This window comes from Pseudomonas trutticola BRTCR10, assembly GCF_056155105.1.
The window spans coordinates 3,271,479-3,286,377 of record NZ_CM149552.1; the positions used below are offsets into that span (position 1 = coordinate 3,271,479).

A 14,899-nucleotide genomic window follows, 5' to 3' on the forward strand; every position below is an offset into this window, starting at 1 on the left:
ATCACGCATTCAGTTTGCTCACCTTCCAATCGAGCGGGTAACACATCACACGCAACCGCCAGTACTTGTCATTCGTCTGGTGCCTGAAATGGTGTCATCCCAATTTCAGGCACACAGCCACCATCAAAGAACGCTCAGCTAACCGTTCACGGCATCGACCGAGTGGTTCAAATCGCCTGAATCCAAACCCGAATCAGAGAAAACAAGCGGTCAAGCTCGATAGGCTTAGCCAAATAATCGTTGGCTCCAGCCGCTAAGCACCTGTCCTGATCATCCTTCATCGCTTTAGCCGTTACAGCGATGATTGGCAATCTGCGCCAGGCTGGGTTTAGTCGGATCCGCTTCGTGGCTTCGTAGCCGTCCATTTCCGGCATCATGATATCCATTAAGACAAGATCAATACCTTCGACCGTGTTCAGCTTTTCGATCGCCTCCACGCCATTGCGTGCGATCACAATCGCCGCTCCTTTGTGCTCCAGGGCGCTGGTTAACGCGAAAATATTTCGCACATCATCATCAACGATTAATATCGTCCGCCCCTCAAATGCTCGCTCATGATTGCGAGCAATTTTGAGCATTTTCTGCCGTTCATTAGAAAGGTTTTTTTCGACTTTATGTAAGAACAAGGTAACTTCGTCGAGAAGTCGTTCGGGCGATCGTGCCCCTTTAATAATGATTGTGCGTGAGTAGCGTAGTAGTTCCACTTCTTCATCACGGGAAAGACTTCGACCGGTGTAGATAATAACTGGCGGTAGCGAGGGAAGCGCTTCCATTGCCATCTGCTTGAGCAGATCGTTACCCGACATATCCGGAAGTTTAAGATCGATAATCATGCAGTCGAAAGGCCGCTCGCGTATCAATTCGAGTGCCTCCTGACCCAGCTCCACCGCTGTAATCTCTACATCATCATCACTGATCAATTGAACGACGCTTTCACGCTGCCGGACGTCATCCTCCACGAGAAGGACATGCTTGAGCTTCTGAGTTAGTTTGGACTCAAGCTTGCCAAACACGTCTCGGAGCTCTGTCAAAGTAGTAGGTTTGACCGCATACCCCATGGCTCCCAGGTGCATGGCTGCTTCCTGACGTTCTTCAACCGATATCACATGGACAGGAATGTGTCGGGTGGAGGAGTTTTCCTTCAACCGCTGCAGCACGGTCAAACCGGAATGATCGGGGAGCCGCATGTCCAGAAGAATAGCGTCCGGAATGAACTGAGAGGCCAACTCATATCCTTCATCCGCACCATGGGCCACAAGGCATTGATACCCTCGATCATGCGCAAGGTCAAAAAGGACGCGAGCGAATCGCTCATCATCTTCGATCACCAAGATCACTCGCCTGTCCGAAGGGACTTGCTGTCGATCGTCTTCAAAACTACGGATCGGCAGCGCCAAAGGGACATCAGCAGCGGTGGCTACAGCTGTTGGGGATGCAATGATCGCTTGAGGTGCGGGCACAGTGCTAAGCGTGACCTGGCTTGGTAATGCCGCTTCGTCGTGTCGCTCCGGAATCACCAAGGTAAAAATGCTTCCCTCTCCTGGGGCACTGGAAACAGAAATAGCTCCTCCTAAAAGCTCTGCCATGTGGCGAGAGATCGACAACCCTAATCCGGTACCGCCATAGCGCCGATTGGTGGAACCGTCTCCCTGGTGAAACGCCTCGAAAATGTGCTCAAGTTGATCTGATGCGATACCTATACCCGTGTCCAGAATGCTAAACGCGATCCCTCCGCCGGGCTGCGAAGAAACGGTCATCTCAACCCGGCCAGATTCAGTAAACTTAATCGCATTCGCCAGCAAGTTTTTCAGAATCTGTTCAAGGCGCTGCTGATCTGTATTAATTGCAACAGGTACTCCGTCTTGGAGATCCATGGAAAAGTGCAATTTCTTATCGGACGCGAGCGGCTGGAAGGTTGTCTCCAAACTGTCGAGCAACCGTGCCGTAACAATCTCGCTGGGAAACAAGTCAAACCTTCCAGCTTCCACCTTGGCTATATCGAGAATGTCATTGATCAGATGCAGTAGATCATTGCCTGCTGAATAGATCGACTCAGCATATTTCACTTGCTCGGATGTGAGATTTTGACCGTCGTTATCCGCCAACAATTTTGACAATATCAAAGAACTATTAAGCGGTGTTCGCAGCTCGTGCGACATGTTAGCTAGGAATTCAGATTTATATTTGCTTGCCCGCTGCAGTTCCAACGCCTTCGCCTCAAGTTCCTCTTGAGTTTTGTGAAGCTGTTGATTATTCCGGTCTAGATCGTCGCGCTGGCGTGCCAGCTCCAGGCTTTGATTGACTAATTTCTCATTGTTTTTTTCAAGCTCGACTTGCTGAACCTCCAGACTCGCTTGGGACTCCTTAAGCACGCGGGACTGTTCTTCGAGCTCTTCATTTGAGGTGCGCAGTTCTTCCTGTTGAACCTGGAGCTCCTCGTTCAACTGTTGTGTCTCTTCAAGGATCTCATGAATCCGTTGTCGGTAATGCGCGGACTCAACGGCAAGACCCACGTCACGGGCAATTGCCTTCAACAATTCAGCATCCCGGGGTGCCAATGCCCTTATGAAACCCAATTCGATTACGCCATTGGCTCCTTCGTCGTTAGCGACAGGTGCGATCAGCACGCTGTGAGGCGCTCCTTCACCTAAGCCAGAGTTCACTTTCAAATAACCAGGAGGAAGATCATCAAGCATAATGACTTCGTTCTGCTGGGCGGCTTGCCCTACCAAGCCTTCTCCCATTTGGAATTCTTGAGCCGACGACTCATGCTCCCGTGAGAAGCCCAAAGTGGCAGTTCTATAAAGACGCCCGTCCTTTTGTCGAACATAAATAGCGGCAACGGCAGCACCTAAATAGTCCGAAAAAAACTGCAAAACGTTCTTACCCATCGAGCTTATTGTGTGCTCCCCCAAGATAACTTGGGCTAGACGGCTTTGACCTTCTTTCAGCCACGCTCCATATTCCATTCGGGCTTTGATTTGATTTTGGTTATCCAGGATGGTGGTGTATGAACTGGAAAGGCGCATCAGCTCACGTCGACCGAGGAAAGCCAAGAACACATTGGCCACCAGTATAAACAACACGAAAATGCTGATCGTCGCAATGGTGGTGCGGCTTACCGTTTCCGTACGCAATAACCGCAGCGACTGTTCCATTGTGATCAGATCGGCGAACTCTGAACGCAGTTCATCTGCTAGTTGCTTTCCTTTTCCCAAACGCATGACACTTTCAAAATCGCCGTTGTTTCGCTTGATCTCGATAATGCGCTGCGCACGCTCAGCCCATGCAGCATGTAAGGTTCCAATCCGATTAAGGCGATCAACTTGAGAAATATTATCCGACACGAGTTCCTGAAGCGCCCTTATGCTTTCCGGCACACGGATCCGAGCCAATTCATAGGCATCAAGGTAACGATCATCGCCGCTGAGGAGATATCCACGTACTCCGCTTTCCATATCTGCCGCAAGCTTTTGCGTTTCATGGGCATTGTTGATCACTTGGTCGGTATGCTCTACCCAATCGATTTGATTGAGGAGATAACTAATCAATGAGACGAAGAGAACAACACTAAAAAGTCCGAGCAATACGGGCGTCAAGACATTCCGACGCAATATTCTACGAAAACTGCGCTCGTCAACAGCTCCTGAATGCATATCCGGGATCCTGGAATGGGAAAGCAGAGCAGCTTAGCCCATTAGCATGAAATGCTCATCACCCGTGAGCTGGAATCCACGCAAATCTCTGTCTCGTCCTTGCGGGTAGAGACATCACTGCATTGCAAGTTAAGAAAGCTAGGGCGAAAACGCCCTAGCAGACAGCAGATCTTACTTTTTCTTTTTTGCCGACTTTTCTGGTTTCTCTGACTTCTTCGCCTTATCGGGCTTGCTATCAGCTTTTTTTGCAGACTTGTTGGGCTCAGCGTCTTTTTTCTTATCTTTCTTTTCGGAAGATTTTGAAAGAGCCGAGGCTGCAGCTGATTTCTTCGTAGATGAGGACTTTTTGTCTTTCAGTTCCTTGCTAGCCTTCGAAGCATCACCTTTGCTTTTCTTGTCGTCTTTAGCCACGTCAACCACCTCTCGGAGCATGCCGGTCTTGGCACATCGGCTGTGGAAATGTCCACCAGCTAATCATTAGGCGAGCGCGCTGAAAACCCGTTCAGTTTTTATGCGACGATGCAGATGGAGCTGCATTGCATCGCTCAGCCCAGCTGACAATTTCACTGCTCTAAGCAAGGTTTGCGTCACAAGGTGAGATCGACCCAACGCTTCCTCGCGAGCGCGGCAGGCGTGGCTTGACAGAGCCATTGGCGAACATGGGTACCGACTCCTCATCATCGTGCTGCTGACAGAGGAAATCACGAATTAGTTTGGCAGTTCGCACCGCACTGGTGACCACGAAAAAGTGGCCCTCTCCCTTCAAAATGCTCACTTCGGCATGCCGGATGGCATGACTGAGGATTCGCACGTTGTAAATCCGTACCAAGGTGTCACGGTCACCGGCGAGGATCAGAGTGCGCGTACGCATTCGGAATAGTCGCAGGCCTTCTCAATATCATTGGCGGCGTAGTGGATCTCTGCGACCCGTTCAAGCGCGATTAGGCGCTTCGAAACATTGACGTCGGAGAAGTGTGAGGCATCGGCAAGCGAATGAAAGCTCATCTGGAGGTGATGGGCATAAAGACGGCAATGGATTTAGCAAAAGCCGACCCAACGATGCTGCGCCAGAAGTTCAGCGTAGTGATAGAGAAGACAGCGCGGGAGCTGGCCGGTATTCCTTGTCTCGAACTAGGTGAAGTTGACCCACCGAAGCAGGAAATCTGCTGCAGCCGGATGTTCGGAACACGCCTCACCGCCATGGAACCAATCAAGGAGGCAGTGGCCACTTACACCCAGCGTGCAGCGGAAAAACTCAGAGCCCAAATCTCGCTCTGCAAAAAGATCCGCGTGAGCATTCGAACAGGAATGTTCAATCCTGAAGAGGCGAAGTACGCGAATGGCGCCCTTGTCGAATTACCGTACCCAACAAACGATGTGCGGCTTATGACTAAGGCTGCGACCGAAGCCGTAAATCGACTGTTTCGACCGGGCTTCAAGTACAGCAAGGCGGAAGGTCTGTTGATGGATCTGCGACAACCTGGTGAATTTACCGATGACCTGTTTGCGCATTCGCAGCCAGCGATTGCTGACAAGGTGATGAGTGTTTTGGATGAGATCAATGGCCGTTGGGGAAAAGGTGTTCTGCGGGTAGCCAGCGTTCCGGCGGCGCCTGGTTGGGCAATGCGCCGAGAATTGATGAGCCAGAGTTACACGACGAAAGTAGACCAACTGTGGACGGTGAAGGCTAGGTAGCAGGCCGGCATAAGCCGCCGACACCGTACCTAAGCGGGATACCCTGACCAGCTGCTTATAGCCAGCACCAGACGCTTGCAGGCGATCATTTACCGCCAATACCGAACAGATGATTTCTAACGTTGATCTGCTTTCGGGAGCAACTCTTCAATCACATGGTGCAAAGCATCCAGATGCACGGGCTTGGCTAAGAATCGCGCATTAAGCGGGAGAAAACCGGCTGGGAGCACCGTGTTTCCAGACATCAAAACGACAGGTAGTTCAGGCCATCGCAACCAAATCGCTTGAGCCAAGTCCAACCCATCGAGCCTGCCCGGCATGCGCACGTCCGTGATGACCAAGGCAATGAGTGTAGCGCTTTCCAATGCGATTAACGCTTGGTCAGCACTGGATCGCTCGATCACCTCATGACCGAGAATCTTCACAGCCTCCGCCATCACTGAGCGCAAAAATCCGTCGTCCTCGACCAGAAGTATGTTGAATGGCACGGTGAAACTCCCTTGGGCTCAAACAAGATGTCGACCATTTATCAATCAAGAGCTCATCGACTTTTCGATGCCTTCATTCAGGTCTAGTCTATAAAAGCTACTTCGCTCGACGTCACTACCTCCGCATAAATCCAAGGACAACGATGAGACTGTACCAGTTCATTCTAGAGCATATCGAGCAGATTCTCGTGGCTTGGGAAAGCTTCGCCCGCTCCGTGAAAACCCCGCTGCCTACCATGGATGCAAAGGGACTGAGGAACCATTCTGAGCACATCTTGAAGACGGTAGCTCAAGATATGCAAACCCCTCAGTCCGAGCCTCAGCAGATTGCTAAATCTCTTGGTCATGGGCCGACGGCGGAAGGAGATTCGGCTGCGCAGACGCATGCGGTGACGCGCTTTGTGGCAGGATTTTCCATGGATCAGATGGTTTCAGAATATCGGGCCCTCCGATCTAGCGTGCTCAGACTTTGGCTGGCGGAGTCTCGTATCGAAGATGAGCATGATGTGCAAGACATCATCCGATTCAATGAAGCAATAGACCAAGCGCTCGTGGAGTCGATTGCGAGATACGGTGAGGCCGTGGAGAGCACGCGCAAGACTGTTTTGGGCGTACTCGGTCATGACCTGCGATCACCGCTTGGTGCCGTATTGATGGCCAGTGACATGCTACGTAAAAACGCCAATATGGCTGACAAGGATCGGAGGCTTGCAGAGCAAATCAACGCGAGTGTAAGCAGAGCCAATCACATGGTCGGCGATTTGCTCGACTTGGCCCGCTCCAATCTTGGCTCGGGTATACCAGTGAATCCAGAAGATACTGATCTATCGATTGTGTGCGCTTCTGTTGTAGAAGAGTTACGCACCGCGTTCCCTCAGGCGAAAATCGTTTCGAATGTGAGTGGACGAACACCGGGGCGGTACGATCCGTCGCGCATCGAACAAGTCTTCACTAATCTGATCGGCAATGCGGTCAGGCATGGTGACTTGCTGCAACCTATCCATGTGACCTTGTCTCAAGATGACGATTGCACAGTCTTCAGCGTGCAGAATCGCGGCGAGCTTATACCTGCAAGCGTAATGCCCCATCTTTTCAATCCCCAGGCCCGTTACTCAAGCTATGCAGCAACTGAAAAAGGTTCGACCGCCGGCTTGGGGCTGGGACTGTTTATTGCGTCGGAGATCGTGACAGCTCACGGAGGACAAATCGGGGTGGTTTCAACACCTGAGCAGGGCACCATCTTTAGGGTACAGCTCCCAATCATCCAGTGATTCAACTCACGCTCTCTAGTGGGGAGCTCGTCATCGTCTACACTCAAGTTTGATCCTCATGACCCCTTCACACCCGCCTCCCTTTGGCGGGTTTTTTTTCGCATCCAATCTTTGCTGATAACGCTCATTCGTGTGACAGCTAATTGCTGCGGATTCAACCAATCAGTTGCTAACCGAGAGTATCGCTCCTTCGCGAAACTGCTACATTTCCTCGCAAGCACCAGTCGACCACCTTGCCACTGGGCGATTCCTCGCGCTCAGTCCGATCCTGATGGAGCATGCTCATGGACAGAACGTATGCCTTCGTGGATGAGTCCGGGAATTCCGACCTTGATACGGCAAAGAGTGGAAGTTCGAGCTTTTTCATCGTGTGTTCCATTCTGGTGGCAGAGAAAGATCTGGATGCTGCCTATGCTCAGGCTGAAGCAATCCGGAAGCTTCATTTCCAAAAAGGTGAGATCAACTCCAGCAATCTAAAGCCCAAGGATTCTGGCCGCCGTGCTCGGATCTTGAGCGAGCTGGCCGAGCTCCCGTTCAAGCTCTATTTCACAGTCGTCGATAAGTCACGAATTCACAAAGATGGCGGCCTCCGTATCAAGACCTCGTTCGTTAAGTACGTGAACGGGTTGCTCTATGAACGTCTATTCAGGGCACACCCTGACCTCCGGATGATCGTAGACGAGCATGGTGGACAGGAATTTCAGGAGAGCCTCAAAAGCTACGTTGTAGAACGGTTTGTTGACGACCTGTTTGGCGATGAGGATGCGTTTCAGACGAAGTCCAGTAAGGACAACGTTTTAGTTCAGGTTGCAGATTTTTTCGCGGGTTCGGTGGCTCAGATCTACGAAGAAAAAGCATCGGAAGAAGCAATTCTCGCCTACAAGAAAATCTTTCGCAGCCAGACTCTGGGCATGCTGGAGTGGCCATCCAAGTACCAGTCTCTTCTGCCGCCGCCGACGAATGAGTCTTGCTATGCTGACTACCAAATACACTAGGAAGCTCTACGCCAGGCTGATAGCTTTAGCGAGCGGGTTGGTAAGCACTCTGATGAGGATGAGCGCCTGCAGCTAGGCATCTTGCGGTTCTTGAGATTTCAAAGCGAATTTGTCACCAAGGACTACGTGCTGACTACTGAAATCATCGCCCATCTAAAAGACAGTGGGTTCGGAGTGGTTGACGGCCAGAGAATTCGCTCCAGTGGCATTGCCAAGCTTCGCGATGCAGGGGTAATCATCTCTAGCGCGGTCAAGGGTTACAAGATCCCCCAAACGCGTGCGGACATTAACGACTTCCTGCAGCGAGCATCGGGCATCGTCGTCCCGCTACTTGAGCGCGTTAAAAAGGCACGCGAGGTTTATCGGCTGAGCAGTCGAGGAGAATACGACATCGTCAATGCGGCCAACCTTACTGAGCTAGCCAAACTTCTCGCCGCGCTAGAGGCGTTTGCAGATGACTGAGCTATGCAGCCGTACCAACGCGTCGCCGGACGCTGAATGATCCAAAAAAGGAGTCCTGGACGTGCAGAGTGAGGCCAAGGCGCTCGCACGGAGGTTCTATCTACCGACCGGTAAACCGCTGGGGATTACTGGGGAGCTGGCCTAGTACGAAGCGACTACGAAACTTGGCTCGAAATGCTCCCTTCCAGACAGAGCCGGCGCTGCAAGCAATGCAACCTGGCTTACTCTACCTAGACGTGGACGACTCGTAAGAACATCACTTATGGTTACTCAACAGAGCCTCGTCCTGCTCGCACGGGACAGATATGCTGCTCGTGGTTCTTCATTTGATCACCGGGATTTCCGGTCGACTTACGGGAGCAAAATCTGAAGGTAGGTCAGGAGTCATTACGGTTCAACCCTGTCCAATTTCCGCTGTGCAGCGGACATAACTGCATGTCGCTTCTTCGCGTAAGCGGCTAGGTTTTCTTCAGGATGCCTTTGACTACTCTCATGACCGCAACTGAAAGGGAGACAACGCCATGCAGACTCATTACGAAATTCATTCGGAGCAGGAGCAGGAGCAGGGCGAGACACTGATGAGGAAGCAGAGCGAGCAATGGCTGCTACAGAATAGCGATGCCGGTAATGACTACAACGAATACGTGCAGGCCCAGGGCGTTTTCAGCGACTCCGTACGTAGCTCTTAATGCCTGAGCGAATCGCCCCCCCCTTTGAATCGACCGTGGCCAAGACTTAGTAGGGCCAGAGCAGCGAGTGTGTAAGCTAAGGCGCCCTCACCCAAGCCGGGGGAAATTAATCTAAAACGGGCGTAAGCGCCTTCATACCCAATTACACACCCATTAACACCCAATTTATCTCTGCGGAGATCATGTTACGTATTTTGAATACTCGATATGCTGCGCGCCTCCCAAGCTGGAGATCATAGCGACAAATCAGCAGCCCTGCTTTCAGCACCACCTACTCCCAACCTTCACGGGCAGAGTCACTAAGCCTTGGCCTCGCCAAATCTTCAAGTCCACATTCGAATCAATCGGCGCACACTTAACGGCTACCTTAAAATCAATAAAGCCATGAACAGGCGCACCGTTAACTTCAACGATTACATCTCGAGCCACGACTCCAGCTTTCTCTGCGCTTCCACCAGGAATGGCATCAGAGCTAAAGGTTCTGCGCTCAGTGAAAAGCAATCGTCCTTCGCGTCAGCGCCTAGCGCCTAGCCGTAGCTTTTTTAATGCTTCATCGGCTCTCCGGCGCCCCAATCGGGCGGATTTTCAACAATGTCTATCGACAGCGTCAGCTCGAGCTGAAAACTCTCAAATACAGACTCCATGCCCGGATGTACTCGCGACTCATGTAGAGCAGTCACAAACTGCAAAAGCTCTTGAGCCTGAGCAACTGGCACTTTACCGTCGCAATACACCGTATCGCCTTTCCGGCCCATATTGGCTCCAGATCTTTATCCAGCATGGGCCTGACCTGAGCTCACTAAACAATAGGAGGCACAGGAAACACGTTCATACCCGCCAGGAAGGCTCGGAAGCTTTGCCGTCCATCCAAGCGTTTGAATGACGCAATCACGTATCTGGCATCCAACGTTGTGAGCACCCAGAACCGCCCTTCCTTCCTAGCAAAACGTATGGAGGAGGTGCGCAAAAAACGCCCGTCATCGAATCGCCCGAATTGATCGACCTCTCTGTGGCCGAATACGACTCCGATCGCCGTGCCACCGGATACAAAAACTTCGCTCAAGTAAGCCGTGATGGGAAGATCGTAGTGGTGCTGGCATGCACGTAGGATTCTGCGCAGGTGAAAATCCGTGAGACGCCTGGAATGAAATTCAATCTCTGTAGCGTTCGACATGGTCTAGGTCTCGGTTCAGTAGATTTTCTTTACTTCAACTAAGGAGTCGACACAAAACAGAGGGTCATGTATGTCTGCATACACCTCCCCGCTCGCTACCTCTAGAAGGCACACTTGAATGCCGTTTCTATCGAGGCCAATCGACATACCGACCAGCTTTTCCATACGCCACCCATCAGTCTTGTTCATCCAGGCGGGAGTAATTGCCTGTACCTCCTTTAGGACTACATCATCATCACCGCATTTCTCAAGAACCTGCTTAAAGGCCAATTCATCTCCGGCCATCTCAACAATGGGGGTCATGTGGTCTTCATTTCTAACCCTCAAATCAATGTGGTACCAGTGGGTCGGGAGCAATCGCGAAACCTTGAACCAATGCGCATGTCCTTCGCCGAACATTCCTGCCACTCCGGCCCTATCTGTTACGTTTGTTCCGAACATCTCAACCCCAATCGTTGAACCGATTTCATGCTAGAAAAAAGAGAGAACCGTCTTGAGACTTGCTGACTTTTCGTAACCGGGCCCTTTCAACACGTAGATCGTGTTCCTTGTTTCAAAGAGGAACCCCTCCTCAAACGTCGTGGCAAAGGTGCTACGCACCCAGTCACCCACGTCGAAGCGCCGCTCACTATCAAAACGAACATTGTGAGCAAACAGAATCATTGGAAGCTGCCCTGCCGCATGGATTTTGTTCAGCTCATCTCCGGTGACGTCGACGTTAAAAATTGTCCAGCTCTCAACCAGGCAGTACGGCTTGTGCGGATGTAGTGCTCGGACGAGCTCAATGAGTTGCTCATCTGTGTCCATAGAGCCCTGGAGTGGTTCACCGGGGCCACCGAGTAATTCGTCATCACATTCGTTTTGATCTGTACTCAACTGCAAAATCTCCGTTGATGCATTGTCTGTGTTCACCACACGAGCGCTCAAAGGCTGTGTAGCTGCAGGCCGGAACCGACCTCAAACACACTACGCCTGGTGCTGGCGTGCCCTCTATGGACACCTTGGCTTGAACGCCGCTGTGGGGTGTCCTTCCACTCGCTATCACCACTGCGCCTTGGTGCTAGGAGCAGTCGGAAATACGAATAATACACTATATTGACGTTTATCCGTAAACCTCAGTTATGGCTATATCCTGACTTTTGAGAAAGTCATGGAACTGAGAACCGCATTTGCAGGCGTGCTTCGGGCGCTCCGCCTCGTCCGGCGCGCCAAGTATGCTGACGTCTCCGATGCGACCCACCGACGTAAAGTCAGTGCTCTCGAGAACGCACAGACCAGCATCACCGTCGAGCAATTTGACGAGCTGGCGCAATCCCTTGGCCTAGATCCGATCGCGATGCTTACCCTCTGCATTGCTCATCGCCAGGGTGAGCAGCCACTCACTGTTATTGGCCGTGCATTGACCGACGTGGCTGCCTTTGAGGCTGAGGGTGGAATGAAGGTGCTCAGCGATCAGTTCGATGCTGATGGCAACCTCTTAAAACGAGGACGTGGCAAGCCGCTAAACGCAGACAATGAGCGAGCGGTACTGGCACTTAAAGCGGAAGGTGCAACGCAGCAGCAGGCTGCGGCGCAGTTGGGGCTGGCGTTGACGTCGGTGAGGGAGTATTGGAGAAAGCGATAGCCGAACGATCTTCGCTGCCAGGCGAAGTAATTTATCAAGAGCGGCACATAAATGAGATCGATGGCTGAATTCTTCACTCCGGCGATGTTTGCTGACTGAGTTTGGCGGCGCTCCTGTATCGACAGTCATGAAGACCTGACCGTCTGCTGAATGCGTTGGGCCAGTACCTAGTGAACGATTCAGCGCTTTGGCCGGCTTGAACGAATGGAGCGGGATCTGACCTCGTCAAAACCTTCCAAAAAGCTCGACATCATGGTGGACGACATCTCCCCCAGCTTAAGCAGTTTCTCTCGAACGACCGCCATCTCCTCTGCATTTAGGTTCAGAGCTACCATGCGCCCCAATTGCTGTGGAGAGGATGGCAGCGTTCTGCTGACGCAATGGTCATAGTGTCCCAAGTAATCGATTTCTGTCGATGAAACCATGCCGCTCAACCATCCGATCAATAACAAAGCCCCCATTCGTTGGTACGGATCACTGTCATTCAATCCGTACTCGATGCGCTCATGCAGATCCAGATTTAGTCTACACAAAACCTGTTGGGCGCGAGAAAAGCCCACTGACGCTATCCCACCAGGTGTAAATGCCGTTCGCTTCGCAAGCAACAGTCCATACAGGGCTTCCACGCCTTCGGTGAGCTCCTGCCCAGGTATCAAGGATTCAATCCAATGCTGCATGCGAATTGCGATTCCCGCAATTCGCCGGTCAAAGAGAGAACTCTGTTCTGTTCGCTCATCTACTGAATAAAGGTACGCATCCCAGATACGTCTTTCAGGTGTAAAAGTATCCCGCGGCCGCATCAATGGACGTCGGTGTTCAATGCAATATACGCTGGTCATGAAGCACCAAGATTGACGCCAGATTGGAAATCCAGACGTCATCATACTTTCGAGAAGACAAGCAGAGCAGTATGTGTGCCGGAAATGGATGTCAAGCAACCCTGACTGACGCGCAGCAAACTGCTTCCTTAAGACAGTTGCTCCGGTTCCATAAGTGTCATGCACAACTTTAAATAGCATAGTATCAAGATCGAACTCGATATCCTCAAAGACTGGAGGTGGCCAAGACTCCACGACGCCGGGAACCACTCGTTTTGGGCGAGCGAGGCTCTGGTTAATTGCACTCCGAAATAAATGAGGATTTCGGAGCTTGTTCTGTCCCAAGCACCGCATCACCCAAGAAAGAAGTGTCTCTCCAAGAATGAATCGGGGCGGTTTCCCTGATGAGAATTCGTCGAACAACTCAAAATTTCCACATATTACGCAGGCTCTCAACAGGCAACGATGGACAAGCTTTGTAGAAGGGGTTTCGCGCTAATATCTGTAGAGTTTGTATTAGGGCTCCGCTGGCGCCATAAGCTTTATCCAGAAGATTTCTTGTGAAATCTTCATTGGCCAGCTGCGAGCGCTTGAAGCCGCATGCCTCCCCAACTTGGTTGATGAATGCTAGATACTGTTGGTCATACTGCCACACACCGATGTCGACATAGTGCATCTCCTTATCCATGATCTCTTTCAGAGCTCCGTCTAAAATATTGGGCCCAGAAACTAACAATAATTTAATGTTAGGAAAACGTTGCTGGAGGGTCTGTACTAATCCAAGAGAACCGTTCCGTTGCTCTTTACCACCGCCAAAGTGGACGCTGGCATCGTCGAACACTAGACGAAACTCCCGACCAGCAATCATATCTTCAAGAGAGCGTTCGATATTTCGAAATGACATGAAATGGCTAGTCAGAGGTAGGCCTAGCGCTGACGCAAATGCCAAATCCACGTTGCGATATACCTTGGTGAAACTCCCAGGCACGTAAGCAGTAAAAACGCTTTCCCGATCGGCTCTTTTAAGAAGCCGCTTAGTAACAGTGGTTTTTCCTGTCCAGGTCTCCCCACCTAAAACAGTTAGTACGTTATCGGAAATACTTGCCAATATGTTCTGTTCAGCTTGATGCTGTTTTGGACATAATAAGTACTTCACTAGAGAGTACTCTTGGGTCGTACACGGGTATTCCACTTCGAACGATTAGCCGCCTGCAAGCTTTCAAGTGTAATTTTCTCATCACCCCATATCACTGCCAGACAAGCAGCCGCTCGGAGTAGTGTGCAAATATTCCCAATAATCCCCGAAGTATTAGTATAGATATAGTCAGACATTGCCTTAGAAGAAAGATGTGACCTTTTTCCAAGCGGAACGATCTCCTCCCAAGTATCCAAAAAGTTAAGATACTCTGCATCGGCTTTCGACCAAGGAGTAAGTTCATAGTGCTCAAATCGACGGACGTACTGGGCGTCAATTGCGAGAGCATTCAGGGCCTCGTCGATTCCGAAAACAAAAAAGCTTAGGAAAGCAGGCGCCCCGCATAAACCCCTCAGCAAGGAGAGAAACGTATCCTGCTCGCCCTTAGACAGTCCCTTGATAGAATCATGGAACTCGTCCATAAACACACCGCGAATATCGTTAGCGATACAGTATTCGGCTACCATACTAATGGGTATCCCAGTTTTTCCGGGTTCCAAGCCCAAAGCAGTCAAGAGTTTCACCATAGGCTTTGTCTTCCCCGTATCCTTGACAAAAGTCACATACCTGATTTTGTGACGCCATGATTCATCCATTCCCCTGACCGCATTACAAATTGTGGTCTTTCCATGGTTAGAACCGGCAGATACGACTAGACAGGGAGCTTCCATACTGCCTCGTACGATACTAAGCATGTTATCTACAATGTTTGACACGGTAAGCAAGTGTTCGGTGTCGACCTTAATATCCTGCCGAATAATCTTACAACGTTCCTCATCTGACAGAATCAAAGCGTAACGCCGGCTCTCATGCAAATGTTCCCCATCCATTC

General features: G+C 51.0%; 15 protein-coding genes and 1 pseudogene. 6 read left to right on the forward strand and 10 right to left on the reverse strand.

The window, feature by feature from the left end; translation table 11 throughout:
• Nucleotides 1–167 precede the first annotated feature (167 nt).
• Both ACVVH8_RS14675 and ACVVH8_RS14680 read right to left on the reverse strand, forming a co-directional pair.
• Nucleotides 168–3,656: a response regulator gene (locus tag ACVVH8_RS14675; protein WP_475231064.1), complete on the reverse strand. Its 3,489-nt coding sequence runs from the start codon at nt 3,654–3,656 to the stop codon at nt 168–170.
• Between the two features lie 171 nt (nt 3,657–3,827).
• Nucleotides 3,828–4,076, reverse strand: coding sequence for a hypothetical protein (locus ACVVH8_RS14680; RefSeq protein ID WP_475231185.1), 249 nt, complete (start codon nt 4,074–4,076; stop codon nt 3,828–3,830).
• Nucleotides 4,077–4,544: 468 nt separating this feature from the next.
• On the opposite strand from ACVVH8_RS14680, the pseudogene ACVVH8_RS14685 reads away from it, so the two are divergent.
• Nucleotides 4,545–5,351, forward strand: a pseudogene (locus ACVVH8_RS14685) (DUF4113 domain-containing protein); the annotation flags it as partial.
• 116 nt (nt 5,352–5,467) lie between these two features.
• Here the strand turns inward: ACVVH8_RS14685 and ACVVH8_RS14690 are convergent.
• On the reverse strand, nt 5,468–5,839 hold the full coding sequence (locus tag ACVVH8_RS14690) for a response regulator (RefSeq protein WP_475231066.1): 372 nt from the start codon (nt 5,837–5,839) through the stop codon (nt 5,468–5,470).
• A gap of 143 nt (nt 5,840–5,982) precedes the next feature.
• Between ACVVH8_RS14690 and ACVVH8_RS14695 the strand changes: the two genes are divergently transcribed.
• From ACVVH8_RS14695 to ACVVH8_RS14710, 4 genes are all read left to right on the forward strand, one after another.
• Nucleotides 5,983–7,110 (forward strand): ATP-binding protein, encoded by a 1,128-nt coding sequence (locus ACVVH8_RS14695; protein WP_475231068.1) that lies wholly within the window; start codon nt 5,983–5,985, stop codon nt 7,108–7,110.
• A 284-nt stretch (nt 7,111–7,394) separates the two neighbouring features.
• Nucleotides 7,395–8,105 carry a DUF3800 domain-containing protein gene (locus tag ACVVH8_RS14700; RefSeq protein WP_475231070.1) on the forward strand — a complete coding sequence of 237 codons (711 nt, stop codon included), beginning with the start codon at nt 7,395–7,397 and terminating at the stop codon, nt 8,103–8,105.
• 126 nt (nt 8,106–8,231) lie between these two features.
• The gene (locus ACVVH8_RS14705) at nt 8,232–8,567 is read left to right on the forward strand and encodes a hypothetical protein (protein ID WP_475231072.1); all 336 of its coding nucleotides are present in this window, start codon (nt 8,232–8,234) and stop codon (nt 8,565–8,567) included.
• A 521-nt stretch (nt 8,568–9,088) separates the two neighbouring features.
• Nucleotides 9,089–9,256: a type II toxin-antitoxin system CcdA family antitoxin gene (locus tag ACVVH8_RS14710; protein WP_475231074.1), complete on the forward strand. Its 168-nt coding sequence runs from the start codon at nt 9,089–9,091 to the stop codon at nt 9,254–9,256.
• Between the two features lie 261 nt (nt 9,257–9,517).
• On the opposite strand, the gene ACVVH8_RS14715 is transcribed toward ACVVH8_RS14710, so the two are convergent.
• The 4 genes from ACVVH8_RS14715 to ACVVH8_RS14730 form a co-directional block, all read right to left on the reverse strand.
• The gene (locus ACVVH8_RS14715) at nt 9,518–9,757 is read right to left on the reverse strand and encodes a PDZ domain-containing protein (protein ID WP_475231076.1); all 240 of its coding nucleotides are present in this window, start codon (nt 9,755–9,757) and stop codon (nt 9,518–9,520) included.
• 41 nt (nt 9,758–9,798) lie between these two features.
• The gene (locus ACVVH8_RS14720) at nt 9,799–10,011 is read right to left on the reverse strand and encodes a hypothetical protein (protein WP_475231078.1); all 213 of its coding nucleotides are present in this window, start codon (nt 10,009–10,011) and stop codon (nt 9,799–9,801) included.
• 434 nt (nt 10,012–10,445) lie between these two features.
• On the reverse strand, nt 10,446–10,829 hold the full coding sequence (locus tag ACVVH8_RS14725; protein WP_475231080.1) for a hypothetical protein: 384 nt from the start codon (nt 10,827–10,829) through the stop codon (nt 10,446–10,448).
• Between the two features lie 72 nt (nt 10,830–10,901).
• Nucleotides 10,902–11,306: a DUF6957 family protein gene (locus ACVVH8_RS14730; protein WP_475231082.1), complete on the reverse strand. Its 405-nt coding sequence runs from the start codon at nt 11,304–11,306 to the stop codon at nt 10,902–10,904.
• 274 nt (nt 11,307–11,580) lie between these two features.
• Here ACVVH8_RS14730 and ACVVH8_RS14735 point away from each other — a divergent pair, with 274 nt between their 5' ends.
• Nucleotides 11,581–12,054: an XRE family transcriptional regulator gene (locus ACVVH8_RS14735; RefSeq protein ID WP_475231084.1), complete on the forward strand. Its 474-nt coding sequence runs from the start codon at nt 11,581–11,583 to the stop codon at nt 12,052–12,054.
• 179 nt (nt 12,055–12,233) lie between these two features.
• Here ACVVH8_RS14735 and ACVVH8_RS14740 read toward each other — a convergent pair whose 3' ends face one another.
• The 3 genes from ACVVH8_RS14740 to ACVVH8_RS14750 all read right to left on the reverse strand — a co-directional run bounded on the left by ACVVH8_RS14740 (nt 12,234) and on the right by ACVVH8_RS14750 (nt 14,897).
• The gene (locus tag ACVVH8_RS14740) at nt 12,234–12,731 is read right to left on the reverse strand and encodes a hypothetical protein (RefSeq protein ID WP_475231086.1); all 498 of its coding nucleotides are present in this window, start codon (nt 12,729–12,731) and stop codon (nt 12,234–12,236) included.
• 565 nt (nt 12,732–13,296) lie between these two features.
• On the reverse strand, nt 13,297–14,028 hold the full coding sequence (locus tag ACVVH8_RS14745; protein WP_475231088.1) for an ATP-binding protein: 732 nt from the start codon (nt 14,026–14,028) through the stop codon (nt 13,297–13,299).
• Nucleotides 14,028–14,897: a TniB family NTP-binding protein gene (locus ACVVH8_RS14750; RefSeq protein ID WP_475231090.1), complete on the reverse strand. Its 870-nt coding sequence runs from the start codon at nt 14,895–14,897 to the stop codon at nt 14,028–14,030. Before ACVVH8_RS14750 ends, ACVVH8_RS14745 begins: the two co-directional genes overlap by 1 nt.
• Nucleotides 14,898–14,899 lie beyond the last annotated feature (2 nt).

Bases quoted from the DNA above. Each gene is read 5' to 3' on its own strand.
- ACVVH8_RS14740 (WP_475231086.1), bottom strand. From the start codon at position 12,731: ATGCAGCATTGGATTGAATCCTTGATACCTGGGCAGGAGCTCACCGAA.
- ACVVH8_RS14695 (WP_475231068.1), top strand. From the start codon at position 5,983: ATGAGACTGTACCAGTTCATTCTAGAGCATATCGAGCAGATTCTCGTG.
- ACVVH8_RS14725 (WP_475231080.1), bottom strand. From the start codon at position 10,829: ATGTTCGGCGAAGGACATGCGCATTGGTTCAAGGTTTCGCGATTGCTC.
- ACVVH8_RS14675 (WP_475231064.1), bottom strand. From the start codon at position 3,656: ATGCATTCAGGAGCTGTTGACGAGCGCAGTTTTCGTAGAATATTGCGT.
- ACVVH8_RS14735 (WP_475231084.1), top strand. From the start codon at position 11,581: ATGGAACTGAGAACCGCATTTGCAGGCGTGCTTCGGGCGCTCCGCCTC.
- ACVVH8_RS14710 (WP_475231074.1), top strand. From the start codon at position 9,089: ATGCAGACTCATTACGAAATTCATTCGGAGCAGGAGCAGGAGCAGGGC.
- ACVVH8_RS14700 (WP_475231070.1), top strand. From the start codon at position 7,395: ATGGACAGAACGTATGCCTTCGTGGATGAGTCCGGGAATTCCGACCTT.
- ACVVH8_RS14720 (WP_475231078.1), bottom strand. From the start codon at position 10,011: ATGGGCCGGAAAGGCGATACGGTGTATTGCGACGGTAAAGTGCCAGTT.
- ACVVH8_RS14750 (WP_475231090.1), bottom strand. From the start codon at position 14,897: ATGGATGGGGAACATTTGCATGAGAGCCGGCGTTACGCTTTGATTCTG.